Genomic DNA, 26,782 nt, shown 5'->3' with positions numbered 1-26,782 from the left:
AAAAAACGTTCGTCACAAATTTTACATTGAATCCGCCGTTCGCTCATCACCATAAATTACGCTATAATGCCCGCATTTTTCAGTTTAAAACGAGATTTTTATGGCCCAAATTGCAACAAATCCACTTGTATTAGTAGATGGTTCTTCTTATTTATATCGTGCATTTCATGCCTTTCCTCCTTTAACTAATGCCGCAGGTGAGCCAACGGGTGCGATGTACGGCGTGTTAAATATGCTAAAAAGCCTCATCTCACAAGTACAACCCACTCATATAGCTGTTGTTTTTGATGCAAAAGGAAAAACTTTCCGTGATGAAATGTTTGAACAATATAAATCTCACCGTCCACCAATGCCTGATGATTTACGCAAACAAATTCAGCCTTTGCACGATATGATTCGCGCATTGGGGATTCCACTTTTAGTGGTGGAAGGGGTTGAAGCTGATGATGTGATCGGTACGCTCGCACTACAAGCATCTAGTTTGGGTAAAAAAGTGCTCATTAGTACTGGCGATAAAGATATGGCACAGTTAGTTGATGACAATATTATGCTCATCAACACCATGAATAATAGCTTATTGGATCGCGAGGGTGTGATTGAAAAATACGGTATTCCACCTGAACTCATCATTGATTATCTAGCACTCATGGGCGATAGTGCAGATAACATTCCGGGCGTTGCTGGCGTTGGAGAAAAAACCGCACTTGGTTTACTACAAGGCATCGGAAGTATGGCTGAAATTTATGCCAATCTTGAAAAAGTAGCTGAATTGCCAATTCGTGGTGCAAAAAAACTAGGTGAAAAATTACTGGCTGAAAAATCCAATGCAGATCTTTCTTATACATTAGCAACCATCAAAACAGATGTTGAACTTAACGTGACAACAGATGAATTGTTGCTTGGAGAAAGTCAAAACGATCAACTCATTGAATATTTTGGTCGCTACGAATTTAAACGCTGGCTTAATGAAGTGATGAATGGCGCAGACTCCATTACCCAAACCACTGAACAGCCTATGAAAATGAACCAGTATCAGGCGACCTCACCAGCTAAAAATTCTGTGGAAAATAGTGCGGTGGAAAATACGCCTAAAATTCAAATCGATCGTACAAAATATGAAACCTTGCTCACTCAAGCGGATTTAACCCGCTGGATTGAAAAACTCAATGCAGCAAAACTCATTGCAGTGGATACTGAAACAGACAGTCTTGATTATATGTCTGCAAATTTAGTAGGTATCTCTTTTGCTCTTGAAAATGGCGAAGCCGCTTATTTACCATTGCAATTGGATTATTTGGATGCACCAAAAACACTCGAAAAATCGACCGCACTTGTGGCTATCAAACCCGTTTTAGAAAATCCTGATATTCACAAAATTGGACAAAACATTAAATTTGATGAAAGTATTTTTGCCCGTCATGGCATTGAATTACGAGGTGTTGAATTTGATACGATGTTGCTTTCTTATACGCTAAATAGTACGGGTCGTCATAATATGGATGATTTAGCTAAACGTTATTTAGGGCATGAGACTATCGCATTTGAAAGCATTGCAGGAAAAGGAAAAGGCCAGCTGACATTTAATCAAATTCCATTAGAACAAGCCACAGAATACGCGGCAGAAGATGCAGATGTGACAATGAAGTTACAACAAGCGCTATGGTTAAAATTGCAAGAAGAACCAACGCTTGTTGAATTGTATAAAACAATGGAATTACCATTACTCCATGTGCTTTCTCGCATGGAACGTACGGGCGTTTTGATTGATAGTGATGCCCTCTTTATACAATCTAACGAAATTGCCACAAGATTAACCGCACTTGAAGAACAAGCTTACGCATTAGCGGGTCAGCCATTTAATTTGGCCTCCACAAAACAATTACAAGAAATTTTGTTCGATAAACTTGGGCTACCTGTTTTACAAAAAACACCAAAAGGTGCGCCATCAACGAATGAAGAAGTATTGGAAGAATTAGCTTATAGCCACGAATTACCAAAAATTTTGGTCGAACATCGTGGCTTGAGTAAACTTAAATCCACTTACACGGATAAACTGCCTCAAATGGTCAATTCACAAACAGGCCGAGTGCATACCTCTTATCATCAAGCGGTGACGGCGACAGGACGTTTATCATCAAGTGATCCAAACTTACAAAATATTCCAATTCGGAATGAAGAAGGTCGTCGTATTCGACAAGCATTTATCGCGCGTGAGGGTTATTCTATTGTCGCCGCTGACTATTCTCAAATTGAGTTACGCATTATGGCGCATCTTTCGGGCGATCAAGGCTTAATTAATGCCTTCTCTCAAGGCAAGGATATTCACCGATCCACGGCTGCTGAAATCTTCGGTGTATCATTAGATGAAGTCACCAGCGAGCAACGTCGCAATGCTAAAGCAATTAATTTCGGCTTAATTTATGGAATGTCCGCCTTTGGACTTTCACGCCAGCTTGGTATTTCCCGTCTTGATGCACAAAAATACATGGATTTATATTTCCAACGCTACCCTGGCGTACAGCAATTTATGACCGATATCCGTGAAAAAGCGAAAGAACAAGGCTATGTGGAAACGTTATTTGGTCGCCGTTTATATTTACCTGATATTAATTCTAGCAATGCCATGCGTCGTAAAGGAGCAGAACGCGTAGCGATAAATGCACCGATGCAAGGCACGGCTGCGGATATTATTAAACGAGCGATGATTAAGCTTGACGAAGTAATCCGTCACGATCCAGATATTGAAATGATTATGCAAGTACACGATGAATTAGTGTTTGAAGTGCGGTCAGAAAAAGTAGAATTTTTCCGTGAGCAAATTAAACAACACATGGAAGCCGCTGCGAAATTAGTTGTTCCGTTGATTGTGGAAGTGGGTGTTGGACAAAATTGGGATGAAGCGCACTAAGGAATTTAGCCATGAATAAAGTTATTCAAAGTCGCCACTTTACGGCAGAACGTGCCTGGGGAGCCCTTGATATTACCAATATGAATGGTATTTCGGTGCGTCTTCACTGGACAAATAAACCTTACAAATGGCATATCAATGACGGTGAAGAAGTCTTTGCGGTGATGGATGGTACGGTGGAAATGCGCTACAAAGAAGAGGGCCTAAAGAAAGCCGTATTGCTCCATACGGGTGATATTTTTTATGCGAGTATCGGTACCGAACATGTTGCTCATCCACAAGGTGAAGCGCGCATATTAGTCATAGAGAAAGAAGACAGTATTTAAAAAGAATTTTATGAATCAAGAAAGACTCAACGAAATCGAAAAACCATTAATTCAAATTGTAGAACGCGATGTTGTTCCTGCACTTGGATGTACAGAGCCTATTTCTCTGGCACTTGCATCTGCAACAGCGGCTAAACATTTAGGAAAAACACCTGAACGCATTGAAGCCAAAGTGTCTCCTAACTTAATGAAAAATGGATTAGGCGTTGCAGTACCAGGAACGGGCATGGTGGGCTTACCAATTGCCGCAGCGATTGGTGCTTTGGGCGGTGACCCTGAAGGTGAGTTAGAAGTGTTAAAGCACATCACGCCAGAGCAAGTTTCCCAAGCTAAAGCGATGCTTGATAAAAAGCTCGTTAATGTGGATATTCATCAAACCGAGCATATTTTATATTCAGAAGCTGTGTTGTTTACGGATAATGACCGAGTGAAAGTCGCCATTCAAGATCAACACACTAACATCATTTTGATTGAAAAAAATGGCGAGATCATTTTTGAGAAAGAGCATGATGAATGCGCTGATTGTGATCCTTATGATATTTTCAAGCAGGTGAGCGCACGTGAAATTTTTGAATTTTCTTGTGAAGTTGATCTCGATAAAATTCGCTTTATCGAACAAGCTGCCACACTCAATCGAGCACTATCTAACGAAGGATTGAGCGAAAATTACGGCCTACATATTGGTAGAACGCTACGCAAACAAGTTGGTAGTGGCTTAATGTCAGATGATTTACTCAGTAAAATTATAATCGAAACCACTGCAGCCTCCGATGCCCGTATGGGCGGGGCTACATTGCCAGCAATGAGTAATTCAGGCTCTGGCAACCAAGGTATTGCCGCGACTATGCCTGTGGTTGTGGTCGCCGATTATTTAAACGTGAGTGAAGAAAAACGTCTCCGAGCGCTCTTCTTATCACACTTAATGGCCATTTATATCCACAGTAAATTGCCCAAACTCTCTGCCCTTTGCGCAGTAACAACTGCATCAATGGGAAGCTGTGCAGGTATCGCCTATTTGCTTACAGGGAAATTTGAAACCATGAGCATGGGGATTTGTAGTATGATTGGTGACATCAGCGGAATCATCTGCGATGGTGCATCTAATAGCTGTGCAATGAAAGTCTCCACCAGCGTGGCTTCAGGCTATAAATCAGTACTTATGGCAATGGATGAGACCCATGTTACTGGCAATGAAGGTATTGTCGAACACGATCTTGATCGAACCATTGATAATCTCTGCGCTATTGCATCAAAAAGTATGCAACATATCGACAGACAGGTTATTGAAATTATGGTGAGTAAACCTTGTCCTTAATGAAAATAAAGTGCGGTGAAAAATAAAGAAATTTCAATTTCACTCGAATTTATCGTAAACAAAAGGGTTGAGTATAAATTTATACTCAACCCTTTATCTTCATTAAGAGACGATATTATTTATCGCTTTCTTTTTCGTGTGGATTTCCTTTAACACCAATATGAGAAATTTCCCCATTAGCATCAATCAAATAAGCTTGGCCAAAACCTCTCACAAAACGACCTGTTCCAAGTGTAAGTTCAAATAAATCAAAATCAGTAAATTCACGAATCGTTTTAATTCCGCCCACATCATTCATCGTTTCCGCTAATTTATCTAAAACTTTTTCAACAATTGGATCTTCACGAGGAATAAAACGTGCACTTGCTTTATAACGTAAGCGAGTACGCACAATAATTGATTTCGCTTTATTTTCATCTTCTAAAAACATCACTTCCACTTGATTTGGATTGCGTTTTAAATTGTCATAATGCTCTGCAATGGCACTGATATAAATATAATATTTTCCATCAAGCGAAATAATTGGCGCATAAGATGCCATCGGTAAGCCATCTTTATCTAAAGTGGCAAGCACACAGCTTTTAAATTCTTGACGAAATTCATCAATTTTAGCTTTGATACGATCGTAATTTGCAACTGGTTTATTTTCTACACAAAGATTGATGATTGCTTGTTTAATTGAACCTTCGTCAGCTTGTTGTGGAAATTCCACGCGTAATGTTTTTCCACCATTATATTTAAAATCTAAACCACCAAAATCTACATTAACTAATGTCACATCCGTGATTTCCTTTTCGCCACCAAATTTTTTACAAAGAGCAACCATATCATCTTGGTGATGATCATTCATGTGAGTAATAATTCTATTGAAATCCATTTTTGTTCCTTATATTTACGATTAATCTCATTATTCTACAGATTATCTTCCGTAGGGAATAATGCTGAGCATTATACTCAAGTAAAATATATTTAACATATTTTTTACAAAATAATAATATTTCAAATAAAAAGGCCCTTACGAAATAAGGGCCCAAAAAGAACTGAAATAGTATTAATTATTTACCGTCTACACTCACGCCATAGAAAGCATCATAGCCAAATGGGCTTTGTACATAGCCTTTTACGCGTGGACTAAGTGGTGCAAAACCTACAGAGTGCGCAACTGGAATCCAAGGTGCCTGATTATGAATGATGACTTGCGCTTGTTTATAAAGTGTGGTGCGTTCTTCCTTATTTGTTAATCCGATTGCTTTATCTAGTAATGCATCAAATTCTGGATTTTTAAAACGAGCCATATTGGAATTACCCGCATTTGAACTTGCCAATAATGGAGATAAGAAGTTATCAGGGTCACCATTATCACCAGACCAGCCAAAGATACCAGCAGTTAACTCACCTGCTTTCGCACGTTTTTGGTAATCCGCCCATTCATAGGTAACAGGGTTGGTTTTTACACCAACTTTAGCCCAGTCCGCCATGATAAGTTCAGCCATACGTTTTGGATTTGGGTTAGAAGCTCGTACAACAGGTTGAATCCAAAAATCAGTTTCAAAACCATTTGGGTAACCCGCTTCTGCTAAAAGTTGTTTTGCTTTTTCTGGATCATACGGATAATCTTGAACTTCATCGTTGTAACTCCAAATTGTTGGAGGAAGTGGATTTTTAGCTGGTGTACCCGCGCCTTGGTAAACTGCTTCAATAATCGCTTTTTTATCCACTGCGTAGTTCAGTGCTTGACGAACTTTGACATTATCAAACGGTGCTTTTTCGGTATTGAATGCGATATACGCCACGTTCAAACCTTTTTGTTCCAAAAGTTGTACTTTTGGATCTGTTTTCATTTTGACTAAATCCGCTACATTCGGGAATAAAATTAAATCACAAGATCCAGCCTGTAATTTTGCATAACGTGTTGTCGCATCTGGCACAATATTGATAACTAAACGATCCAATGGTGTTCTACCTTTCCAATAGTTTTCGTTTGCTACATACTGGGCTGCCTGATCTGTTTTGTAATCAACAAAAACAAATGGGCCAGTCCCTACTGGGCGATTATCAATTGTTTCTGGCTTACCTGCTTTCAGCATTGCATCAGCATATTCTGCGGAATAAATAGAAATAAAATCCATACCTAAACTTGCCAAGAAAGTCGCATCTTTTTTGTTCAAGGTAATACGAATTGTGTTGTCATCTAGTTTTTCCACTGATTTTAACAATTCAGGGAATTTCATTGCTTTGAAATATGGATAAGTCCCCTTAGATACATTGTGATATGGATGATTTGGATCTAACTGACGTTGGAATGAAAATACAACATCATCTGCATTAAAATCACGTGTTGGGGTAAATTCTTTTGTTGTATGGAATTTAACACCTTTTCTTAGATGAAATGTGTAAGTTAAACCATCATCGCTAATTTCCCAGCTTTCTGCTAAAGCCGGTTCAATATCCGTTGAGCCTTTTTTAAATTCAACTAAGCGGTTATACACTTGTTGTGAGCTGGCATTATAAGATGTTCCCTCCATTACAAGTGCAGGGCTAAATCCTAAAGGTGCTTTTGCTGTACAGTAAACGAAAGTGTTGTTAGATGCAGATTTGGTTTCAGATTGTGCGGTCGGTTTATTTGCTGAACCTGATTGATCGCAAGCTGCTAATACAAGCGTTGCAGCCGCAAGAGTTAGTGTTGCTTTTAGCTTCATGATAGTTCCTCATTTTGTTGGCAAAGATTTATTCGAGCATAGTGATATACCAAAGATGCTAGATAAATCCTATCTAAAATAAATGTTTAATAAGATATAAGCAAATGTCGCTTTTTTTAAATAAAAAAATTCTATGGATTATAACAAATTAATCTAAGGATTCTTCCGTAAATGATCACCATCATTTTTATGTAATTTCATAAGTGACCAAACTAAGGCGATTGCAAAAAGTGATGAGGTTAAGAAAGTATAGCTAAATGCCTGTTGTAAGCCATCACTTGCGCTAAAGAAATGTCTATAAAGATTTAGAATTATCGATGAAATGGCAATACCAAATCCAATCCCAACTTGCTGCACAATACTTAATACTGTAGAACCTGTGCCTGCCTGTTGTTTTGAAAGATCGCCTACAGTCAACGTATTAATTGAAGTGAAAATTATCGACATGCAAGCACCGTACCACATAAGATTACAAATAATCCAAGTCAGAGAACTTTGTTTATCCAACCAAGCCATGGAAATCACAGATCCCGCCATCAAAAGTGCTGATGAAATTAACGTTGTTTTATAGCCCCAACGATTTAAAATTCGTCCAATTAATATTTTCAAAATTACAGAAATTAACGCAATCGGTGCTAATAGCCAGCCTGACATTTCAGCACTGTAACCGAAAGATAATTGAAACATCAAAGGCAATAAAAAGGGAACGCCAGATGCAGATAATCGGATAAAAATATTGGCAATAATGCCTAATCTAAATGTACGAGTACGGAAAAGGGATAAAGGTAAAATGGCATCTTCATTGTTTTTGGCATAGCTACAATAAGCCACGAGTAACAGAATACCGACAACTAATACGCTATAGGTTGCAATTGGGCTATGCTGGCTTTCACCGAGTAAATCCAAACCAAGCGTGATGCCAACTAACCCTAATGCAAACAGTAAAAAACCTGTCCAATCTAGTTTCTCTGCTTCGCCTTTGATGTTACTCATCACTCTGCCCGATGCCAAAATCCCTAGTGCACCAATTGGAATATTAATTAAAAAAATCCAGTGCCAACTGGCGTGAATGACTAACCATCCACCTAAAATAGGCCCTAGAATTGGCCCAATCAAACCTGCAGTTGCCATTAAATTCCAAGCATTAACTAATTGTTGTTTAGGGACAGCTTGAATAATAGCTAAACGCGCCACTGGCATCATAAAAGCACCGCCTATCCCCTGAATCACTCTGGCTAAGATTAAACTTTCTAAATTAGGGGCCGCGGCACAAGCAACTGAACCTAAAATAAACGTGAAAACTGCACCGCGAAAAACGGTTAATGTCCCAAATTTTGCCGCGGACCACGCGGTTAGAGGAATAAATAATGCAACGGCTAAAGAATAAGCAATAATCGCCATTTGCATTTCAAAGGCGGGCTTATGTAAATCGGAGGATATCGCCGGTAAGGCAGTATTAAGAATGGTGGCATCTAGGCTCTGCATAAAAAGCGCCATTGCTGCTACCCAAGCTAAACCGCGATAAGCATTGGATTCAGTCATCGTGCTCCGTGAAAATGGTGCAACCAATTTTCAATAAAATCGGCAATTTTCGGAATGCGGTTAATATCCAACAAAGTGCGGTCAATTTCAAGGAGATAATTAGTAGCAACCGCCACAACATATTCGTCAATTTCGGGTAAAGGTTTTGCCATTTCTTGACGGTGAAGCAAAATCTTTGGAATAGGCTCTTGTTTAAAGCCTTCCACCAACACTAAATCCGTTAAAGTGTGGTCAAATTGTTGCGCTAAATAATCCAATGAAACAGGTTTTGGCGTTTCCGTCATGATCGCCCAGCGTTCATCATTCGCTAAAATGACTTGAGAAGAACCCACCTCTTTCATACGCCAACTATCTTTGCCTTCTTTATCAACTTGCATATTGTGATGGCTATGTTTAATCACTGAAACGCGAATGTGACGAGCGATAAGCTCTGGGATAAGTTTTTCTAATAATGTTGTTTTACCACTACCGCTATAACCGGTAATTCCAAATAAAGGAATCTGATTGTTCATAAAAATAACCTTAAAAATAACCGCACTTTAGATACCGAAAACCCCGAAAGATCGGGGTTAATAAATTAAGAATGTTTTGCTGCATAATTGGCAAAAATAAGTCCGCCAATAGCAAGAAGAGCAACAATGCCAAGCCCTATAGCAAGCCACATATTATTTTCCCTCCACTAATTGACGAAATTTACGCCCCATCACAAGGCAAGCATAAGCAATAATGAGCAAAAAACTAATATTTAATCCTTTTAGGAAAAGCGGTTGCTCGCCATAAAGTATAACAGGCATTGCTAGAATAGCAACTTTTGCCACATCATCACTAAGTTTTGACCAAGCCTCTAAAGAACTTTTCTCAATGGGTAATTTAAATAAATTCGGCATAGTTTCTCCGATAAATAAAAAAGAAATTTTGCTTAAATAAAAATAGAATTACTCAACTAGCTTTATAGCTTGCGATCTAGATCCAGCAATAATAAAAAGCGAATAAAAACTTAAGATAATATGCGCAATAAAACAGGCTGAAATTCTGTTTGTTGCCCTAATTTTCTGCTATAAGATTTTACAAAAATGAAAGAAAGTGCGGTTAATCCAAAGATTAAAATTGCACGCAAGATTTCATTATGGCTGATGTAATCAGATAACATCGTCGCAATCAATAAGGTCAAAAGCGGTACAACATACATCAATAATGCCGATAACAACATCGACTTTTCTTCTAATCCAATTTCAACAATTTGACCTTCTCGTAATGGCATTAATGTGTCCACATAAAAAATATGCTCGCCACGTTTACCGTTTAATTCGGAAAGACTTGATGTTCCACAACTGTTTTTAGCTGCACATTGGCCACAGGCACTTTGGGATTGGCATTTCACTTTGGCAATGCCATTTTCATAGCTAATAACAACGGCACTTTCTCTTAGCATTGGGATTCTCCCATATAAATATCAAAGCGATGATTTTTCGTTTCACGGCTAAAGTGTGGTTGTTTTCCACAAAGAAATTCTGCATAGTCAGGACGCTTCACGACCACACGTTTTTTAGCGAGTTGTAGTGCAGGTAAAAGTAATTCATCGGCATCTAAATCAGCCCCGACTAAATGCTGGAATACACGCATTTCTTTTTTTACTAGTGCAGATTTTTGTTTATGTGGATACATTGGATCGAGATAAACCACATCGGCATAATCGCTATTAGGATCAAGTTCATTAATATGGTGAACATTCAGCAAGCGCAAATTTTGTTGCAACATCTCACCGATTTCCTCATCTTGATAAGCACGATTTAGACCATCTTGCAGAAGTAAAAAAACAACAGGATGACGTTCTACTAAACAAACTTGGCAACCAATAGAGGCTAGCACAAAGGCGTCACGTCCTAGACCAGCTGTGGCATCAATAATCGTTGGCAATTCCGAACCTTTAATCCCTACTGCTTTCGCTACAGCTTCACCGCGACCACCACCAAATTTACGACGGTGAGCCATTGTCCCACCTACAAAATCAACATAAACCGCCCCGAGTTTAGGTTCGTCTAATTTACGAAGTTCTAAACGTTCATCGGTTTGAACAAGTGCAAGTGGGCTTTGTTCATCATGAATAATGTTATGTTCAGCACAAAGTGCGGTCAATTCTGCTAATGTTTTTTCTGGAGATTCAGAAATTAGTTGAATACCTACTTGCGAATGAGCCATACGCCGCTTTCCATGTGGTCAGTGTAAGGGAATTGGTCAAATAACGCTGCTTTTTCAATACGGTGCGTTTTTGATAGTTCAATAAGATTATCGCACAGCGTATGTGGATTACAGGAAATATACAAAATGCGATCGTAATTTTGTACAAGTTTCACTGTATCAGGATCAAGCCCTGCGCGAGGTGGATCGACAAAAATGGTATTACATTCGTAAGATTTTAAATCAATCCCTTTCAAGCGGTTAAAGGCTCGAACCCCATTCATTGCCTGCGTAAATTCCTCTGCCGACATACGGATAATTTGTAAATTATCAACTTTATTTTCAGCGATATTAAACTGTGCGGCGGCTACGGAAGGTTTGGCGATTTCTGTTGCCAATACCTTGCGGAAATTCTGTGCAAGTGCAATAGAAAAATTACCGTTTCCGCAGTAAAGTTCTAATAAATCGCCTTCGCTATTTTGGGTACAATCAATTGCCCATTCAAGCATTTTACAGTTTACCATTGGGTTTGGCTGGGTAAAACTATTCTCGACTTGGCGATAAACATAATTTCTGCCATTCACAGGTAAAACTTCATCCACATAATCTTGCTCAAAACAGATTTTTTGTTTACTTGCACGCCCGATTATTTGCACATCAAAATCTTGCTTTTCGAGTAAATCTTTTAGATTTTTAGCCGCACTTTCCCATTCTTCAGTGAGTGTTTTATGATAAAGCAAGCTCACAATAATCTTATTACTCAAAGTGCTAAGGTAATCAATTTGGAATAATTTTTTGTGTAGCACTTCTTGTTGTTTTAACAAAGGTAATAAGGTTTGCATCATGCGATTTATCAGCGTGCTAGCGATTGGAAATTCATCCACGCGATAACGCTGCAACGTCGCTTGATCAAACATAATATGGTAAAAATCATCTTGCTCGTGCCAAATACGGAACTCCGCACGCATGCGATAATGACTTGTTGGAGAGTCAAAAACTTGAATATCAGGCGCATTGAAAGGGCACAAAAGTGCGGTTAATTTTTCAAGTTTTTTTTGTAGCAGTTCGTTGTATTGAGAAATCGGTAATTGCATAGAAATTAGTATTCATAGGGCGTATGAAGACGAATCGTTCATACAAAGATAGGAGAATAAAGTTATCAGCCGTGAATTACGCGAGATTTCACAAGCTATCAAAAACAAAAGGCAGACTTCCGCCTGCCTTATTTAACGTCTCTTATTCGCCGGAATAATCTTCACCGCCAGAGGCAGCTTCACTCACATCACCAGATAAGGTGTAAACACGTTTTTTAGTGTTAATACGAGTACGATATTTATTCCAAGTTTTTTCAAAGAAAGTCTCTGCTGCGCGCTCACCACGGCAAAAAGCGACGAAATCTTTTTCTTCTTTAGTCGCTGGCTCACGTTCCCCTAAGTCTAATGCTTTGAACGCTTGGCCATATTGCTCAAGCACCTGTGATTCCTTGATTGTGTAATCACCGTGACGGGAAAAACCACGTGGGTAGTTTTTATCGTCAAAGAAACGACGCGTTACGCTAAAACTTGCAGCCATAATATTCTCTCTTCTTTCATTAATATTTACAAAATAGGGCAGGCATTAAACCAATTTTTCGTTATTTTTGCAATAAACCTTTTACGGTTTGCACATAATCTTTCACGAAATCATCGTAATTTAACCCTTCAGGGTTTACGCGGAATTTTCCATTTACATAAAAATCAGGTACGCCACGCACCTTAAATTGTTCTGCGGCATTTACTTGTTTATTGACCAAACCATTCACGGCAAAACTATTAATGCCGCCATCAAATTGCTCGGCGGTTACACCATTCGATAAGAAAATGGCTCGAATATCATCCATTGATTTCAAGGCATCCTTTTGAGCCGCTTCAAATAATGGTGCCTTTACTTTACTTTCTGCACCTAATGCCATTGCTAACGCCCAAGCACGCGTTAAATTTTCAGACTGGCGACCTAAGAAATTTACATGATATTGTTTAAATTTCACATCTTTTGGTAAAGCATCTGCGACTTGTTGTGGAATTTTGTATTCCATTTCAAAGGCGTAACAATGCGGGCAGTAGAATGAGAAAAACTCAATCACTTCTTTTTGCTGTGAAGCCTGTTGGCTCACTTGAACATATTGTTTACCTTCTTGTAAATCTGCTGCAAAACTATTTACAGACATAAGCGTGCTGATACCTAAACCTAACGCAAGTAATACTTTTTTCATTTGCTTTCCTTCTTATTTAATGATACCGCGAGCACGGAGCAATGCGGTTTTAAAATCTTCTTCGTAATCTTTTTTGAGACCAGGAATTGGCTCATGTTTATCTGTACCATCCATTTTTAACTGATAAATAATCACTTCATCAGTTAATTCATTTAATGGCTTTTGGAAACCTGATTCATTGGCAATTTTTTGCAAAATTTCCATTAAACTCAAATCTGGGTTTTTAGACCAATAAGGCTGTAAAAGTTCCAAAACTTCATTTAAACGCTTACATTTCATTGCTATTTCCTTTTTAATCGTAAAAAATAGGCAAATGATACTTGAAATAACGATAGATTAAAATATGACAATTACAATAAGCGCGGTAATTTTGGCTGGTGGCAAAGCACGCAGAATGGGTGGACAAGATAAAGGATTACAGATTTTAGGTAAACAATCTTTAATTCAGCATGTTATTCATCGCTTGCAACCACAAATTTATCAGATTTCAATTAACGCTAACCGAAACCAAACAGAATATGCAAAATTTGGCGTTCCTGTATTTTCCGATGAACTACCCGATTTCCAAGGGCCATTAAGTGGTATGCTAACAGCCCTAGAAAAGACAACAAGTGACTTCATCCTTTTTACACCTTGTGATACGCCTTTTTTCCCAACTAATCTTTTAGATAAACTCAAAAGTGCGGTTGAAAATCACCACACTTTAATTGCTTATGCTTGCGATGAAGAACGTGAACATCCCGTTTTTTGTTTGATGTCCGTTCAGCTAAAGGAAAAATTGCGACACTATTTAGCATCGGGTGAACGACGCCTTTTACAATTTATGAAAGAAAATGGCGGGATTTCAGTAAAATTCACGCAAGAAGAAGGTAACTTCGAGAATTTTAATACACTGGATGATTTAAAGAAAACAGTCATCTAACCGAACACTAACAAAAGTGCGGTTTATTTTTATTATTTCCGCGCACCAAATATCGCAATCAATTCTTTCACTTTTACGCGTTTTTCTGAATTCTGACTAATAGAACGTTGAACTTTTACCCGTTTAAATTTAGCACCGTTATAAATTTCACGCGTAAATTTAGTATCGTGATTAGAAATCAATATCGAGATTTGTTTTTCCTTTTGTATAGATTTCGCTAAATCAGCCAAAGTGCGTTGTTGCGCTAGGCCAAACTCATTGCCCGCATAACCAGTAAAATTAGTATCTTGTTGTAGCGGAGCATAAGGTGGATCACAATAAATCACCGAATCTTTATCAGCAAATTCAAAAGTTTTTTGAAAATCACAACACAAAAACACCGCACTTTGCGCTTTATGCGCAAAATAACGTAATTCATCCTCTGGAAAATAATGAGTTTTATAAGCTCCAAAAGGCACATTAAATTCATTTTTGCTGTTATAACGGCATAATCCGTTAAACCCAAAACGGTTCAAATACAAAAAAATAATCGAACGTTCGAAAGGATCCGTAGAAGCATTGAATTGACGACGTTTGGCATAGTAATAATCGGATGTATTGGCATCATCAGCGAAAAAGATCAGCTTACAAGCTTCAATATAACCCTCTACATTTTCTTTAACAATATTGAATAGATTGATTAAATCAGGGTTGATATCTGCCAAAATATAGCGTTCAAAATTAGAATTCAGAAATACTGCTCCAGCGCCCACAAATGGCTCAATTAAGCAGTTTTTTTTGTTTGGAAAGGCTTTATTTATTTCGTCCGTTAAACGAAATTTCCCCCCCGCCCATTTTAAAAATGGACGGTGCTTTAACTTGGGTTTTAAAGATTGTTTTTTCGGACGTAACATCTTAATCCGTTTGAGTACAACGACGAATTGCGTTTAACACGAGGGTATGAGCAGTATCATTCGCCACATAGGCTTGGCCTAGAGATTTGAGTAGCACCAGACGCAATTTACCCGCTAGAACTTTTTTATCACGCATCATATGCGGTAAATAGTCCTCCGGCTGCATCGTATCCGGTGATACGGTGGGCAAATTGGCACGAGCAAGTAATTTTTCAAGGCGAGACACATCTGCAATAGAAATATCTCCAAGTTCTTCCGAAAGCGCCGCTGCCATCATCATTCCAGTCGAAATAGCTTCGCCATGAAGCCAGTTTCCATAACCCAAGTGAGTTTCAATAGCATGGCCAAAAGTATGTCCAAGATTGAGCAATGCACGATCGCCTTTTTCTGTTTCATCTCTCGCAACCACATCCGCTTTAATTTGACAACAACGAGAAATACAATATTGAAGCGCCTCAGGATGCAAAGCAACAAACTCATCAATATGTTGTTCTAGCCATTCAAAAAATTCGTAATCTAAAATGGCACCATATTTGATAACTTCGGCAAGACCCGCATTTACTTGACGTTTAGGAAGCGTATTAAGCGTGAGCGTATCAATAATAACCATTGATGGCTGATAGAACGCACCAATCATATTTTTGCCTAATTCATGATTAACCGCCGTTTTACCGCCAACTGAAGAATCCACTTGTGAAAGTAATGTTGTTGGAATTTGAATTAAACGCACACCGCGCTGATAACTTGCCGCAGCAAATCCAGCAATATCGCCAATTACGCCACCGCCCAATGCAATAATCGTGGTATCTCGCCCATGATTACCTTGCAAAAGTGCGCTGAAAATTAAGTTTAAAGATTCAAGCGTTTTGTATTTTTCGCCATCTGGCAATAAAACATGATCGACCACGCAACCACGTTTTTCCAACGCATAGATGACTGTATCAAGATAAAACTGTGCAACCGTGGGATTCGTTACAATCATCACGCGATCCCCTCGTTTAATCGGGTAACTACGTTCATCTTGTAACAATCCGCTACCAATTAAAATAGGATAGCGACGCTCTTGCAATTCCACGTTGACGCACAGCATAATTTATCCTTAGGTGTGTTTAAAGTGCACCATTCAATCCATTCATATTATCAATTAAATCAACAATTTGATTTACCATTACTTTGGCATTTTGCTCATCGGTTGGCAAAGTGATGTCCGCAATTTCTTCATAAAGAGGGTTGCGAATTTTTGCTAAATCTTCCAATACTTGACGAGGATTATCTGTATCTTGGAGCAATGGACGTTTTTTATCACGTTGAGTACGTTGGAATTGTTTTTCCACCGTTGTTTCTAAATAAATCACGATACCGCGTGCAGATAAATAATTACGACTCTCTTTAGAAAGCACCGCGCCCCCCCCCGTTGAAAGTACAATACCTTGCATTTGAGTAAGCTCATTAATAATGCGTTCTTCACGCTTACGGAAGCCTTCTTCACCTTCCAAATCAAAAATCCAGCTAATGTCCGCGCCCGTACGCTCTTCAATCACGGCATCGGAATCAATAAAATCCATATTAAGCTGTTGTGCTAATTGACGACCGATAGTGCTTTTACCTGCACCCATTGGTCCCACTAAAAAAATATTACGTTTTTCCGCCATTGTTCTTTTCTAATTAAATTAAAGGTGAAATAAAAATTTGATCTTTCTAACAAAAATACACAGTCCAAAACAAATTTGACTACTTGAAAGATCTCCCCAAAAATGGCCTAGATTATCGCAATAAACCACCCTATTTTTCAACCTTTCTAGGGAATTTATTTTCCACGAGAAAGCATTCAGGTGTGGAATAATCAAGATTCTCAATCATCTATGACATCTTAAAGCAGCAAACTCATAACAAAAATAGCGCGTTAAGTACGCGCTATTTTTAGTCTATTTTTCAATTTTATTTTTTAGGTAACGCATCACTAGAAGCATTAAATTTCACATTTGATGAAGTGTAAGCCTCAAAGTGCGGATGTTTTTTCATAAATTTAATGAAGCTTTCCGCATCAGGCAAATATGTATCAACACCTTCATATTTAGGATCGTTAAATAATTTACCAAAAGTTTTGTAACCATCTTTACCGCTAGCTACATAGGCATTGGTACCAACAAGATAACGTTTATTATCATCAATTGATTCCCATTGTTGGGTTTGTTTATTCAAGACTTCCACGCTCACTAAGCGTTTACCTTCCGCATTTGGTGTTTCATTCGCTTCGTAACGAATGCCTGCGCCATAAGGGAATGCCCCTGTAGAACCATCAACTAAAGCAAATTGCATCGCATCTTCAAGTACTTGTTTCACTAACGAACCTTCCATTTTATAGGTATATAACGTATTCCCGAAAGGTAAGAAAGTATAAGCATCATTAAAGGTTACATTGCCCGGTAAAATATCTGCGCGTACACCACCTGCATTTTGAATGGTTAAATCCACCGTTTTGAGTTCGTTATACATCGTTTCTGCAATAAAGCGTGTCGCGATAGAACCTTCTGGATTAGAACCCGCTTTATTTGGGATACGGTTTGCTGAACCACCCGGCATTGCAGAGCCAGTGATGACGCCAACAATTTCTTGTGCTAAACGATCTTTTTCGCTTTTATATTTTGAAATAAGCATGTCTGTTTTAGCATCATGATCATCAAGTGAAATACTCTTCATTGATTTTAAAGTATCAAGCGCTTTTTTACGTTCATCGCCTGTTAATTCAGCCCATTTACCCTCCGCATTTTTCACTTGAAGTTTATGAGAACTCATTAACACGTGAGGAATTTTACGAGTAATAGACGCAATACCTTCAGGACTGAATTTAACACCTAAATCCCCCACAACAGCAGAATAAGCCCAACCTTCCATTACAAATACTGGTTCGCCATTCGGATTTTTAAATTCAAGTGGATATTCATAGATTACTGGCAATTTTAAACCACGTAATTCATCGTTTCCGTATAAATAATGTGAATCGCCAGTAACGATCACATCAATATCATTTACTTTTTGAGCGATTTCGATATTTTTTTCACTACCTGCATGTGAAAGTAAAATGATTTTATTAATACCTTGTTGTTTTAGCGCATTTGCCATAATTTGTGCGGTAGCAATTTCATCATAGAACTTCACATCCTTACCTGGTGAAGATGAATTAACCGTTTTATTCACGGTATCTAAACCGATAATGGCAATTTTCTCTCCATCCACAGTGAAAATATCGTAAGGTTTCCATTTGTTATATAAAATTGAATTTTTATCAGGAATAACATTAGCTGAAAGTACTGGAATTTTTAATGGCTCGAGTAGTTTTAATAAACCTTCATTACCAGCGTCAAATTCATGATTACCCAAAGTAAAATAATGGAAATTACCAGCATTCATGACAGCCGCATCAGCGGAACCGCCAAAAAGGGTGAAATACAGCGTACCGGTAATCGCATCACCAGCATGTAGCACTAATGGATTTTTATACTTTTTACGTAACTCATAAAGTTTTCCATTCACAGCAGAAAAACCGCCAATATCAACCTTTGTTTGTTGACCATTTAAATTAATTCTTGCTTCGTGCGGTTCCAAATAAGAATGGTGGTCGTTAATATGTAAGATACTTAACTCCACAGCTTTATGTGCTTGCGGCACTTCTTTAGCAAAGGTTGCACCTGAGCAAAGCATTGCTAACGCACTAACTGCAAAGGTAACTGATTTTTTAGATAAAAACATAATGGCTCCTTGTGAGTAAACGGATTAATTTAAGCCTTCAAGCATTGCTTGGAAAGTCTTATAACGAATAACATAGTTATTGTGTTGAAGATTTTCACGTGCTTGATCTAAATACGAAAAATCATCAACCTCCACCCCTTTAAATTGGCGAGCAAACATCATATTAGCTAGAGCGAGGCGGGGCTTAATTTCTGAAGAAGGGGTTATCAAACTCACTCGATTCTCGGTAATAGAAAAAGTTGTTTGATTAGGAAAATCTTGACGTATCTGTTCAATAATTTTTTGAAATATGCCTTTAGCATCCAAAGACAATAATATGATTTGATCTGCTTTTGCTCCCCGTTCTCTTAAAGCCTGAACAAATTGCTCCGAATTATCTGTTTGACGAATATAAATTTTTGCCTGCTCATTCGCTAAAAAAGACACCAGTAAGTTTTTCTTCATTTCCTGAATTAAATTAGCATCGCCAGTATTTATCGGTTCAAAGTATAAATAATCAAGAAATTTAGGGGTGAGATTTTTATCTGTTTTAAAAATGCGAGTGAGGATTTTTTCGCTTATTTGGATCTGATTATCTAGGAATTGAGGAGGTAAAGAAAAAAGTGCTGTGAGTTTTTTCTGTAAAATCGAAACTTGTTGCTTTTCTTGCTTAGCCAAAGCGATTGAAAATTGTTGCTTTAAAGCCTCAGCGGACTCAGTAGATACTGATTGTTGAGAAGACGAAGGAGGACTCGCTATCACAGATTGTTGAATGCCAATACATGACGCTAATCCAAGTAACACCGAATGAAAACCGATTTTCATAATAAACCTCATTTAACTGATATTTTATCAATGTAAAATACCGCTTAACGCGTAAACTTGACCTAAAACTGCTTGAGAGTTTCTTACATTATACGTAAAACAAAATTGCATGTGAATGATAATGTTTACCTTTTCAAGAGAATATAACGTACTTATTAGAATGCTCATCAAAAACTTGCAATTTTGCTCAAAAAGTATAGAATTCGCAGGCTTTTTGTCTATATATACAGAGAAAAAAGTAAGCTATATTCTTAAATCGCTTTCGAGTTTAGGAATATTCTTTTAGTAATTAAACATTTAGAGGAAGGTTATGGTAACCATTCGTTTATCTCGTGGCGGAGCTAAAAAACGCCCATTTTATCAAATCGTAGTAGCTGACAGCCGTTCACCACGTGACGGTCGTTTCATTGAGCGTGTAGGTTTCTTCAATCCTATCGCACAAGGTAACGCAGAACGTGTTCGTATCGACCTTGACCGTGTTAACCACTGGGTTGGTCAAGGTGCATCACTTTCTGATCGTGTTGCTAGCTTGGTAAAAGAAGCACAAAAAGCAGCATAATTTTGCTTTTTGATTTAGTTCTTAAACTAAGATAGGTGAGAAATATGGAACAACAACGTATTGAAGTTGTGGGCAAATTAGGCTCAACCTACGGTATTCGTGGGTGGTTACGTATTTATTCATCAACAGAACAAGCTGAAAGCATTTTTGAATATCAACCTTGGTTTTTAAAAATCAAAGGTGAGTGGCAGCCAACAGAATTAGAAAACTGGCGTCATCATAATCACGAAATCATCGTTAAATTAAAAGGCGTTGATGATCGTGAAGCTGCACAAACTTTAGCAAATGTTGAAATTGGTGTAGATCTATCTGTTTTCCCAGAACTGGAAGAAGGCGATTATTACTGGCACGATTTAATTGGTTGCTCAGTCGTAAACCTAGAAGGTTATACAATGGGAACAGTGACAGAGATGATGGAAACAGGTTCTAATGATGTATTAGTGGTGAAAGCCAATACGAAAGATGCTTTTGGAAAACAAGAGCGGTTAATTCCGTTTTTGTATGAACAAGTAGTTAAAAGAGTCGATCTCACCACGAAAACTATTGAAGTGGATTGGGACGCTGGTTTCTAATCTCAAGTATGCACAAACGTAATGTAGTAGGCTTTTTATGTGGATAGGGGTGATTTCATTATTCCCCGAAATGTTTAAAGCGATTACGGAATTTGGGGTTACAGGTAGAGCCGTAAAACATAATCTTCTGCAAGTGGAATGTTGGAATCCAAGAGATTTTACATTCGACAAGCATAAAACCGTGGATGACCGCCCTTATGGTGGTGGTCCGGGAATGCTGATGATGGTGCAACCTTTACGGGATGCGATTCATGCTGCGAAAGCAGAGGCAGGAGAAGGTGCAAAGGTGGTTTACCTTTCGCCACAAGGACGTAAACTCGATCAAGGTGGCGTAACCGAGCTTGCTCAAAATCAAAAATTGATTTTGGTATGTGGACGTTACGAAGGTATTGATGAACGATTGATTCAAACTGAAATTGATGAAGAATGGTCAATTGGCGATTACGTTCTGACCGGTGGGGAATTGCCGGCAATGACATTAATTGATGCTGTTGCGCGTTTTATTCCCGGTGTATTAGGCAAGCAAGCCTCCGCAGAAGAAGATTCTTTTGCAGATGGTTTATTAGATTGCCCGCATTACACCAGACCAGAAGTGTTAGAAGGATTAACTGTACCACCCGTGCTGATGTCGGGACATCACGAAGAAATTCGGAAATGGCGATTAAAACAATCGCTGCAAAGAACATGGCTCCGACGCCCTGAGCTCTTAGAAGGCCTAGCTCTGACTGACGAACAACGTAAACTGTTAAAAGAGGCTCAAGCCGAGCATAACAGTTAGTTTCAGTTACATCTAGGATCAATAAAGGATCAAACAATGTCTAACATTATCAAACAACTTGAACAAGAACAATTAAAACAAAACGTGCCTAGCTTCCGCCCTGGTGATACTTTAGAAGTTAAAGTATGGGTAGTTGAAGGTAGCAAACGTCGTTTGCAAGCATTCGAAGGCGTGGTTATTGCAATTCGTAACCGTGGCTTGCACTCAGCATTTACTTTACGTAAAGTATCTAACGGCGTAGGCGTTGAGCGTGTATTCCAAACTCACTCTCCAGCTGTAGATTCTATCGCAGTTAAACGTAAAGGTGCGGTACGTAAAGCTAAACTTTACTACTTACGTGAACGTTCAGGTAAATCAGCTCGTATTAAAGAGCGTTTGGGCGAATAATTTCGCAAAGAAAAAGGCTTGGAATTCCAAGCCTTTTTTGCATTCATCATATTAATCAGCACTATAATACAATTTTCCGATTTCAATTTTTTGACGACCAGTCTCTTCTCGCCATTTATTACTATCACGTAAAGAATACACACAGCCGCAATATTCCTGTTGATAAAACCGCTCCCGCTTACTAATCTCAATCATGCGTTGCGAGCCACCTTCTTTACGCCAGTTATAATCCCAATAAATAACATCATCATATTTTTCCGCAGCACGATGTCCACAGCCATTGATTTGATTCATATCCTTCCAGCGAGAAATACCAAGACAACTAGTAAATACAGGGAAACCATGTTCATGAGCATATTCAGCAGCTTTTTCAAAACGCATATCAAAACACATAGTACAACGAATTCCCCTCTCAGGCTCCCATTCCATTCCTTTGGCACGATCAAACCAATTTTGACGATCGTAATCTGCATCAATAAATGGAATGCCAAATTTTTGGGCAAAACGAATATTTTCTTCTTTACGAATTAAATATTCTTTGAGTGGATGAATGTTTGGATTATAAAAATAAATCGTAAATTCAATGCCAGATGCAAGAATTGCTTCCATCACCTCACCCGAGCAAGGCGCACAGCATGAATGTAAAAGAAGTTTATTATGCCCATCTGGCAACTCAAGTTTTTCACGAATAAAAGGTGCGTTAGGATCTTTGCGTACCTTTTGTTTACGAGTTTTACCTTGAAAGTTAACCGCACTCTGCTCAGGTTTAGATTGAAATTCTGTATTCATAAAGTTTAATTAAAATTAATGGGTATCAAGTATATAAGCTAAATAAAGGGCTAATAATTTCTATCCACAGACAAATAAGCCAAAGAAATCAACGCCTTCTTATAATCAGTGTCTGGCAAAATTGCAATTGCATCTACAGCTTTTTGAGCTTCTTCTTTTGCACGACTCATCGCGTAATCTAAAGACTTATGCTCAGCCATAATGGCTAATACTTCATCAATAGCTTCACGTTTACCACCTTGCTCAATCGCTTCGCGAATTAAAGCCGCCTGTTGAGCATTACCATGACGCATAGCATGTAGTAGAGGAAGGGTTGGTTTTCCTTCAGCTAAATCATCGCCTACATTTTTACCTAGAGCTTGTGCATTTGCACTATAATCCAATACATCATCCACAAGCTGAAATGCAGTTCCAATATAACGCCCATAATCTTGTAAAGCCTTTTCTTGCACTTCTGTTCCGCCCGCAACAATTGCCGCAGCTTGACCAGCCACTTCAAACAAACGCGCAGTTTTACTATAAATTACACGCATATAATTAGCTTCGCTCGTTTCAGGATCATTAACATTCATTAGCTGCTGAACTTCGCCTTCCGCTAAAACGTTAGTCGCATCGGCCATGATTCCTAAAATCTTCAATGACTCTAATTGTGCAACTAATTGAAATGCACGCGTATAAATAAAGTCTCCTACAAGTACACTTGCAGCATTCCCAAATTCTGAATTCGCCGTAGCGCGCCCACGACGCATATCGGACTCATCCACCACATCATCATGTAATAAAGAGGCAGTATGAATAAATTCAACAAAAGTAGCACAAGTAATTGAACTAGCTCCTTCGAACCCTAAAGATCGAGCTGCGAGAACTGCGATCAATGGTCGGATCCGCTTACCACCGCCTTGAACAATATAAAAACCTAACTGTCCTATTAATGGAACATCTGAATTAAGCTGAGCAAAAATATTTTGATTCACTTTTTGCATGTCGGGATCTGCAAGTTTCTGGATCTCGTCTATGCTCATAAGATCTTGTTTCTTCATTTTTTCATCAATTATTAGCCAAAAGTGCGGTGCATTTTACCCGAATTTTCAGACTTTCTGAAATCAATCCGCAAATGAAGGGAATTTTTTTATTTTATTGTAAATAAATTCTTGCCATAGGTAGGATTTTTCCGTAGAATTTGCGACCTATTTATATGAATTTTTAAGTGTGGACTGCTAAAGAGCAGGGAAACACAATTAAGCGGAGTATTTATGTACGCAGTTTTCCAAAGTGGCGGTAAACAACACCGTGTGAGCGAAGGTCAAGTTGTTCGTTTAGAAAAACTTGAACTTGCAACTGGAGCAACAGTTGAGTTCGATTCTGTGTTGATGGTCGTTAATGGTGAAGATGTTAAAATCGGTGCACCAGTAGTTGCTGGCGCAAAAGTAGTGGCTGAAGTAGTTGCACAAGGTCGTGGCGAGAAAGTTAAAATCGTTAAATTCCGTCGTCGCAAACACAGCCGTAAACAACAAGGTCATCGTCAGTGGTTCACAGAAGTGAAAATCACTGGGATTCAAGCATAATTTCAGAGGAGATCAAGTAGATGGCAACTAAAAAAGCTGGTGGTTCAACTCGTAACGGTCGCGATTCTGAAGCTAAACGCCTTGGTGTTAAACGTTTCGGTGGCGAATCTGTATTAGCAGGTAGCATCATTGTTCGTCAACGTGGTACTAAGTTCCACGCGGGTAGCAACGTAGGTATGGGTAAAGACCACACCTTATTCGCAACTGCAGATGGCAAAGTTAAATTTGAAGTAAAAGGCGAGAAAAGCCGTAAATACGTAAGTATTGTTACTGAATAATTTAAAATCTATTCGATTGAAACGCCCTACAATTTTGTGGGGCGTTTTGTCTTTTTTAATTTCACATAAGCGAGCACGCAATGAAACAACAACCTTTATTAGGCTTTACCTTTGCGCTTATTACCGCTATGGCTTGGGGCTCCTTACCTATCGCTCTCAAACAAGCTTTATCTGTAATGAATGCGCAAACTATCGTATGGTATCGTTTTATTGTAGCGGCGATCTCATTATTAGCCCTACTTGCTTATAAAAAGAAATTACCTGAACTAATGAAAGTCGGCCAATATGCTTGGCTTGCTCTTATTGGGGTAATTGGTCTTACCGGCAATTTTCTATTATTTAGTAGCTCGCTGAATTATATTGAACCTTCGGTTGCACAAATTTTTATTCATTTATCCTCTTTTGGAATGCTTATCTGTGGTGTACTAATCTTCAAAGAAAAATTAGGGCTACACCAAAAGATCGGACTTTTCTTATTATTAATTGGTTTGGGTTTATTCTTTAATGATCGTTTTGATGTATTTGCCGGACTAAATCAGTATTCAACAGGTGTCATCTTAAGCGTAGCAGGATCCCTTATCTGGGTCGCTTATGGAATGGCACAAAAATTAATGTTGCGTAAATTTAATTCACAACAAATCTTGCTAATGATGTATTTAGGTTGTGCCATAGCTTTTATGCCGATGGCTGAATTCTCACAAGTACAAGAACTCACACCTTTAGCTCTGATTTGTTTTATTTACTGCTGTTTAAATACCTTAATTGGATACGGCTCTTATGCGGAAGCACTTAATCGTTGGGATGTATCAAAAGTCAGTGTTGTTATCACACTTGTACCTCTTTTCACGATCCTATTTTCTCATATTGCGCATTATTTTAGGCCAGCAGATTTCGCAGCACCAGAATTGAATAATATTAGCTATATTGGTGCATTTGTTGTAGTATGCGGGGCAATTTTATCCGCAATTGGACATAAATTATTACCGCATAAAACTCATTAAAGTGCGGTTTATTTTGGAGAAGTTTTAATGAAATTTATTGATGAATCCCTTATTCGAATTGAGGCTGGGGATGGTGGCAACGGTTGCGTAAGTTTCCGTCGAGAGAAATTTATTCCGAAAGGCGGCCCTGATGGTGGTGACGGTGGCGATGGTGGCGATGTATATTTACAAGCTGATGAAAATCTCAATACCTTAATCGATTACCGTTTTAATAAACGCTTTGCCGCAGAGCGTGGAGAGAATGGACGGAGTTCAGATTGTACAGGACGTCGCGGTAAAGATATTATTTTACCTGTTCCCGTAGGAACTCGCGCTATTGATAACGACACCAAAGAAACCTTGGGAGATTTAACCCAACACGGTCAAAAAATGTTAGTAGCTAAAGGTGGTTATCACGGTTTAGGGAATACCCGTTTCAAATCATCGGTAAACCGTGCACCGCGTCAAAAAACAATGGGAACACCGGGCGAAAAACGAGATTTATTATTGGAATTAATGCTACTTGCTGATGTGGGAATGCTCGGTTTACCTAATGCGGGTAAATCTACTTTTATTCGTGCCGTTTCAGCAGCTAAACCAAAAGTTGCAGATTATCCGTTTACTACCTTAGTACCAAGTCTCGGTGTTGTGAAAGTGGACGACTCACATAGTTTCGTAGTCGCCGATATTCCAGGATTAATTGAGGGCGCAGCAGATGGTGCTGGGCTAGGAATTCGCTTTTTAAAACATTTAGAACGTTGCAGAGTGCTTATTCATTTGGTCGATATTGCTCCAATTGATGGCTCTAATCCAGTAGATAATGTCGCTATTATTGAATCTGAACTTTTCCAATACAGTGAAAAATTATCAGAAAAACCACGTTGGTTAGTATTTAATAAAATTGATACGATGAGCGATGAAGAAGCTGAAGAGAGAGCTCGAGAAATTGCTGAACAATTAGGTTGGGAAGAAGACTATTACCTGATTTCAGCGGCAACAAGGAAAAATGTTCCACCACTTTGTCGTGATATTATGGACTTTATCATAGCAAATCCACGCGAAGCTGAAACACAACAAGTTGCGCCTGAAGAAGTGAAATTCAAATGGGAAGATTATCATCAAGAACAACTAGCGGAGCATCAATTTGATGATGACGAAGATTGGGATGATGATTGGACCGAAGAAGATGATGAAGGAATTGAGTTCATCTATAAACCTTAAGAAGGTCTGATTTTATAAGCATTAAAAATTCAAAAGCACCTAAACTATTGTTTAGGTGCTTTTAT

General features: G+C 38.5%; 30 protein-coding genes. 12 read left to right on the top strand and 18 right to left on the bottom strand.

The features are described from left to right. The first annotated feature begins 100 nt into the window (after positions 1-100). The 3 genes from polA to AC6H0J_RS04195 are packed head-to-tail and all read left to right on the top strand — an operon-like array spanning position 101 to position 4,549. Positions 101-2,908 carry a DNA polymerase I gene (polA, locus tag AC6H0J_RS04205; RefSeq protein ID WP_118817255.1) on the top strand — a complete coding sequence of 936 codons (2,808 nt, stop codon included), beginning with the start codon at positions 101-103 and terminating at the stop codon, positions 2,906-2,908. Between the two features lie 11 nt (positions 2,909-2,919). Next, positions 2,920-3,234 (top strand): cupin domain-containing protein, encoded by a 315-nt coding sequence (locus AC6H0J_RS04200; protein WP_046952685.1) that lies wholly within the window; start codon positions 2,920-2,922, stop codon positions 3,232-3,234. Positions 3,235-3,244: 10 nt separating this feature from the next. Then, a complete protein-coding gene (locus AC6H0J_RS04195; RefSeq protein ID WP_046952684.1) occupies positions 3,245-4,549 on the top strand; it encodes an L-cysteine desulfidase family protein in 1,305 nt (434 codons plus the stop codon). A 115-nt stretch (positions 4,550-4,664) separates the two neighbouring features. On the opposite strand, the gene AC6H0J_RS04190 is transcribed toward AC6H0J_RS04195, so the two are convergent. The 11 genes from AC6H0J_RS04190 to AC6H0J_RS04140 all read right to left on the bottom strand — a co-directional run bounded on the left by AC6H0J_RS04190 (position 4,665) and on the right by AC6H0J_RS04140 (position 13,498). Then, positions 4,665-5,426, bottom strand: coding sequence for a HugZ family heme oxygenase (locus tag AC6H0J_RS04190; protein ID WP_046952683.1), 762 nt, complete (start codon positions 5,424-5,426; stop codon positions 4,665-4,667). 178 nt (positions 5,427-5,604) lie between these two features. Further along, on the bottom strand, positions 5,605-7,248 hold the full coding sequence (locus tag AC6H0J_RS04185; RefSeq protein ID WP_046952682.1) for an ABC transporter substrate-binding protein: 1,644 nt from the start codon (positions 7,246-7,248) through the stop codon (positions 5,605-5,607). Positions 7,249-7,401: 153 nt separating this feature from the next. Continuing rightward, the gene (locus tag AC6H0J_RS04180; RefSeq protein ID WP_118817256.1) at positions 7,402-8,790 is read right to left on the bottom strand and encodes an MDR family MFS transporter; all 1,389 of its coding nucleotides are present in this window, start codon (positions 8,788-8,790) and stop codon (positions 7,402-7,404) included. Next, entirely contained in the window at positions 8,787-9,302 is a 516-nt protein-coding gene (gene mobB / locus AC6H0J_RS04175) for a molybdopterin-guanine dinucleotide biosynthesis protein MobB (RefSeq protein ID WP_046952680.1), read from the bottom strand. Before mobB ends, AC6H0J_RS04180 begins: the two co-directional genes overlap by 4 nt. Before the next feature lie 153 nt (positions 9,303-9,455). After that, positions 9,456-9,677 (bottom strand): hypothetical protein, encoded by a 222-nt coding sequence (locus tag AC6H0J_RS04170; RefSeq protein WP_046952679.1) that lies wholly within the window; start codon positions 9,675-9,677, stop codon positions 9,456-9,458. Between the two features lie 110 nt (positions 9,678-9,787). Then, positions 9,788-10,222: a SoxR reducing system RseC family protein gene (locus tag AC6H0J_RS04165; protein ID WP_046952678.1), complete on the bottom strand. Its 435-nt coding sequence runs from the start codon at positions 10,220-10,222 to the stop codon at positions 9,788-9,790. Beyond that, complete coding sequence (locus AC6H0J_RS04160; protein ID WP_046952677.1) at positions 10,216-10,989, bottom strand: class I SAM-dependent methyltransferase; 774 nt, start codon at positions 10,987-10,989, stop codon at positions 10,216-10,218. Before AC6H0J_RS04160 ends, AC6H0J_RS04165 begins: the two co-directional genes overlap by 7 nt. Beyond that, entirely contained in the window at positions 10,971-12,062 is a 1,092-nt protein-coding gene (trmA, locus tag AC6H0J_RS04155) for a tRNA (uridine(54)-C5)-methyltransferase TrmA (protein WP_046952676.1), read from the bottom strand. Before trmA ends, AC6H0J_RS04160 begins: the two co-directional genes overlap by 19 nt. 142 nt (positions 12,063-12,204) lie before the next feature. After that, positions 12,205-12,540: a MaoP family protein gene (locus tag AC6H0J_RS04150; RefSeq protein WP_005626449.1), complete on the bottom strand. Its 336-nt coding sequence runs from the start codon at positions 12,538-12,540 to the stop codon at positions 12,205-12,207. A 61-nt stretch (positions 12,541-12,601) separates the two neighbouring features. Continuing rightward, complete coding sequence (gene dsbA, locus AC6H0J_RS04145) at positions 12,602-13,219, bottom strand: thiol:disulfide interchange protein DsbA (RefSeq protein WP_308566928.1); 618 nt, start codon at positions 13,217-13,219, stop codon at positions 12,602-12,604. Between the two features lie 12 nt (positions 13,220-13,231). Beyond that, positions 13,232-13,498: a YihD family protein gene (locus AC6H0J_RS04140; RefSeq protein WP_497512888.1), complete on the bottom strand. Its 267-nt coding sequence runs from the start codon at positions 13,496-13,498 to the stop codon at positions 13,232-13,234. A gap of 64 nt (positions 13,499-13,562) precedes the next feature. Between AC6H0J_RS04140 and mobA the strand changes: the two genes are divergently transcribed. Beyond that, positions 13,563-14,141, top strand: coding sequence for a molybdenum cofactor guanylyltransferase MobA (gene mobA, locus AC6H0J_RS04135; RefSeq protein ID WP_497512887.1), 579 nt, complete (start codon positions 13,563-13,565; stop codon positions 14,139-14,141). A 32-nt stretch (positions 14,142-14,173) separates the two neighbouring features. Here the strand turns inward: mobA and AC6H0J_RS04130 are convergent, their stop codons facing one another. From AC6H0J_RS04130 to AC6H0J_RS04110, 5 genes are all read right to left on the bottom strand, one after another. Beyond that, positions 14,174-15,034, bottom strand: a complete 861-nt coding sequence (locus AC6H0J_RS04130; RefSeq protein WP_497512886.1) for a Dam family site-specific DNA-(adenine-N6)-methyltransferase — start codon at positions 15,032-15,034, stop codon at positions 14,174-14,176. 1 nt (position 15,035) lies between these two features. Beyond that, entirely contained in the window at positions 15,036-16,124 is a 1,089-nt protein-coding gene (aroB, locus tag AC6H0J_RS04125; RefSeq protein WP_497512885.1) for a 3-dehydroquinate synthase, read from the bottom strand. A 19-nt stretch (positions 16,125-16,143) separates the two neighbouring features. After that, entirely contained in the window at positions 16,144-16,686 is a 543-nt protein-coding gene (aroK, locus tag AC6H0J_RS04120; protein WP_118817262.1) for a shikimate kinase AroK, read from the bottom strand. 286 nt (positions 16,687-16,972) lie between these two features. Then, positions 16,973-18,784, bottom strand: coding sequence for an NAD nucleotidase (nadN, locus tag AC6H0J_RS04115; protein WP_118817263.1), 1,812 nt, complete (start codon positions 18,782-18,784; stop codon positions 16,973-16,975). 24 nt (positions 18,785-18,808) lie between these two features. Then, the gene (locus AC6H0J_RS04110; protein WP_497512884.1) at positions 18,809-19,588 is read right to left on the bottom strand and encodes a hypothetical protein; all 780 of its coding nucleotides are present in this window, start codon (positions 19,586-19,588) and stop codon (positions 18,809-18,811) included. Between the two features lie 310 nt (positions 19,589-19,898). On the opposite strand from AC6H0J_RS04110, the gene rpsP reads away from it, so the two are divergent. Genes rpsP through rplS form a run of 4 tightly spaced genes read left to right on the top strand, consistent with a single transcriptional unit; the run spans position 19,899 to position 21,884 of the window. Beyond that, on the top strand, positions 19,899-20,147 hold the full coding sequence (gene rpsP / locus AC6H0J_RS04105; protein ID WP_005626429.1) for a 30S ribosomal protein S16: 249 nt from the start codon (positions 19,899-19,901) through the stop codon (positions 20,145-20,147). Between the two features lie 44 nt (positions 20,148-20,191). After that, complete coding sequence (gene rimM / locus AC6H0J_RS04100; protein ID WP_070590304.1) at positions 20,192-20,719, top strand: ribosome maturation factor RimM; 528 nt, start codon at positions 20,192-20,194, stop codon at positions 20,717-20,719. Positions 20,720-20,756: 37 nt separating this feature from the next. After that, positions 20,757-21,497, top strand: a complete 741-nt coding sequence (gene trmD, locus AC6H0J_RS04095; protein WP_046952671.1) for a tRNA (guanosine(37)-N1)-methyltransferase TrmD — start codon at positions 20,757-20,759, stop codon at positions 21,495-21,497. Between the two features lie 36 nt (positions 21,498-21,533). Further along, complete coding sequence (rplS, locus tag AC6H0J_RS04090; RefSeq protein WP_005626422.1) at positions 21,534-21,884, top strand: 50S ribosomal protein L19; 351 nt, start codon at positions 21,534-21,536, stop codon at positions 21,882-21,884. 51 nt (positions 21,885-21,935) lie between these two features. On the opposite strand, the gene AC6H0J_RS04085 is transcribed toward rplS, so the two are convergent. Beyond that, positions 21,936-22,673 (bottom strand): epoxyqueuosine reductase QueH, encoded by a 738-nt coding sequence (locus AC6H0J_RS04085; protein ID WP_005645533.1) that lies wholly within the window; start codon positions 22,671-22,673, stop codon positions 21,936-21,938. A 50-nt stretch (positions 22,674-22,723) separates the two neighbouring features. Next, positions 22,724-23,713, bottom strand: a complete 990-nt coding sequence (gene ispB / locus AC6H0J_RS04080) for an octaprenyl diphosphate synthase (protein WP_118817265.1) — start codon at positions 23,711-23,713, stop codon at positions 22,724-22,726. A gap of 213 nt (positions 23,714-23,926) precedes the next feature. Here ispB and rplU point away from each other — a divergent pair, with 213 nt between their 5' ends. The 4 genes from rplU to cgtA all read left to right on the top strand — a co-directional run bounded on the left by rplU (position 23,927) and on the right by cgtA (position 26,717). Continuing rightward, positions 23,927-24,238: a 50S ribosomal protein L21 gene (gene rplU / locus AC6H0J_RS04075; protein ID WP_005626416.1), complete on the top strand. Its 312-nt coding sequence runs from the start codon at positions 23,927-23,929 to the stop codon at positions 24,236-24,238. Positions 24,239-24,258: 20 nt separating this feature from the next. Beyond that, positions 24,259-24,516: a 50S ribosomal protein L27 gene (gene rpmA / locus AC6H0J_RS04070; protein ID WP_005626413.1), complete on the top strand. Its 258-nt coding sequence runs from the start codon at positions 24,259-24,261 to the stop codon at positions 24,514-24,516. A gap of 80 nt (positions 24,517-24,596) precedes the next feature. After that, the gene (locus tag AC6H0J_RS04065; RefSeq protein ID WP_046952667.1) at positions 24,597-25,517 is read left to right on the top strand and encodes a DMT family transporter; all 921 of its coding nucleotides are present in this window, start codon (positions 24,597-24,599) and stop codon (positions 25,515-25,517) included. A 27-nt stretch (positions 25,518-25,544) separates the two neighbouring features. Then, a complete protein-coding gene (cgtA, locus tag AC6H0J_RS04060; protein ID WP_046952666.1) occupies positions 25,545-26,717 on the top strand; it encodes an Obg family GTPase CgtA in 1,173 nt (390 codons plus the stop codon). Positions 26,718-26,782 lie beyond the last annotated feature (65 nt).

The sequence above is a fragment of the Haemophilus sp. THUN1691 genome (assembly GCF_059704425.1).
Note: the sequence above shows the minus strand (reverse complement) of the source record. Positions and strands in the feature narration are given on the sequence as shown.

Bases quoted from the DNA above. Each gene is read 5' to 3' on its own strand.
- AC6H0J_RS04165 (WP_046952678.1), bottom strand. From the start codon at position 10,222: ATGCTAAGAGAAAGTGCCGTTGTTATTAGCTATGAAAATGGCATTGCC.
- AC6H0J_RS04065 (WP_046952667.1), top strand. From the start codon at position 24,597: ATGAAACAACAACCTTTATTAGGCTTTACCTTTGCGCTTATTACCGCT.
- dsbA (WP_308566928.1), bottom strand. From the start codon at position 13,219: ATGAAAAAAGTATTACTTGCGTTAGGTTTAGGTATCAGCACGCTTATG.
- AC6H0J_RS04185 (WP_046952682.1), bottom strand. From the start codon at position 7,248: ATGAAGCTAAAAGCAACACTAACTCTTGCGGCTGCAACGCTTGTATTA.
- ispB (WP_118817265.1), bottom strand. From the start codon at position 23,713: ATGAAGAAACAAGATCTTATGAGCATAGACGAGATCCAGAAACTTGCA.
- nadN (WP_118817263.1), bottom strand. From the start codon at position 18,784: ATGTTTTTATCTAAAAAATCAGTTACCTTTGCAGTTAGTGCGTTAGCA.
- AC6H0J_RS04160 (WP_046952677.1), bottom strand. From the start codon at position 10,989: ATGGCTCATTCGCAAGTAGGTATTCAACTAATTTCTGAATCTCCAGAA.
- rimM (WP_070590304.1), top strand. From the start codon at position 20,192: ATGGAACAACAACGTATTGAAGTTGTGGGCAAATTAGGCTCAACCTAC.
- AC6H0J_RS04180 (WP_118817256.1), bottom strand. From the start codon at position 8,790: ATGACTGAATCCAATGCTTATCGCGGTTTAGCTTGGGTAGCAGCAATG.
- rpsP (WP_005626429.1), top strand. From the start codon at position 19,899: ATGGTAACCATTCGTTTATCTCGTGGCGGAGCTAAAAAACGCCCATTT.
- rplS (WP_005626422.1), top strand. From the start codon at position 21,534: ATGTCTAACATTATCAAACAACTTGAACAAGAACAATTAAAACAAAAC.
- AC6H0J_RS04140 (WP_497512888.1), bottom strand. From the start codon at position 13,498: ATGAAATGTAAGCGTTTAAATGAAGTTTTGGAACTTTTACAGCCTTAT.
- mobA (WP_497512887.1), top strand. From the start codon at position 13,563: ATGACAATTACAATAAGCGCGGTAATTTTGGCTGGTGGCAAAGCACGC.
- rpmA (WP_005626413.1), top strand. From the start codon at position 24,259: ATGGCAACTAAAAAAGCTGGTGGTTCAACTCGTAACGGTCGCGATTCT.
- AC6H0J_RS04130 (WP_497512886.1), bottom strand. From the start codon at position 15,034: ATGTTACGTCCGAAAAAACAATCTTTAAAACCCAAGTTAAAGCACCGT.
- aroB (WP_497512885.1), bottom strand. From the start codon at position 16,124: ATGCTGTGCGTCAACGTGGAATTGCAAGAGCGTCGCTATCCTATTTTA.
- AC6H0J_RS04195 (WP_046952684.1), top strand. From the start codon at position 3,245: ATGAATCAAGAAAGACTCAACGAAATCGAAAAACCATTAATTCAAATT.
- polA (WP_118817255.1), top strand. From the start codon at position 101: ATGGCCCAAATTGCAACAAATCCACTTGTATTAGTAGATGGTTCTTCT.
- AC6H0J_RS04150 (WP_005626449.1), bottom strand. From the start codon at position 12,540: ATGGCTGCAAGTTTTAGCGTAACGCGTCGTTTCTTTGACGATAAAAAC.
- aroK (WP_118817262.1), bottom strand. From the start codon at position 16,686: ATGGCGGAAAAACGTAATATTTTTTTAGTGGGACCAATGGGTGCAGGT.
- AC6H0J_RS04085 (WP_005645533.1), bottom strand. From the start codon at position 22,673: ATGAATACAGAATTTCAATCTAAACCTGAGCAGAGTGCGGTTAACTTT.
- AC6H0J_RS04110 (WP_497512884.1), bottom strand. From the start codon at position 19,588: ATGAAAATCGGTTTTCATTCGGTGTTACTTGGATTAGCGTCATGTATT.
- AC6H0J_RS04170 (WP_046952679.1), bottom strand. From the start codon at position 9,677: ATGCCGAATTTATTTAAATTACCCATTGAGAAAAGTTCTTTAGAGGCT.
- AC6H0J_RS04190 (WP_046952683.1), bottom strand. From the start codon at position 5,426: ATGGATTTCAATAGAATTATTACTCACATGAATGATCATCACCAAGAT.
- rplU (WP_005626416.1), top strand. From the start codon at position 23,927: ATGTACGCAGTTTTCCAAAGTGGCGGTAAACAACACCGTGTGAGCGAA.
- AC6H0J_RS04200 (WP_046952685.1), top strand. From the start codon at position 2,920: ATGAATAAAGTTATTCAAAGTCGCCACTTTACGGCAGAACGTGCCTGG.
- trmD (WP_046952671.1), top strand. From the start codon at position 20,757: ATGTGGATAGGGGTGATTTCATTATTCCCCGAAATGTTTAAAGCGATT.
- cgtA (WP_046952666.1), top strand. From the start codon at position 25,545: ATGAAATTTATTGATGAATCCCTTATTCGAATTGAGGCTGGGGATGGT.
- trmA (WP_046952676.1), bottom strand. From the start codon at position 12,062: ATGCAATTACCGATTTCTCAATACAACGAACTGCTACAAAAAAAACTT.
- mobB (WP_046952680.1), bottom strand. From the start codon at position 9,302: ATGAACAATCAGATTCCTTTATTTGGAATTACCGGTTATAGCGGTAGT.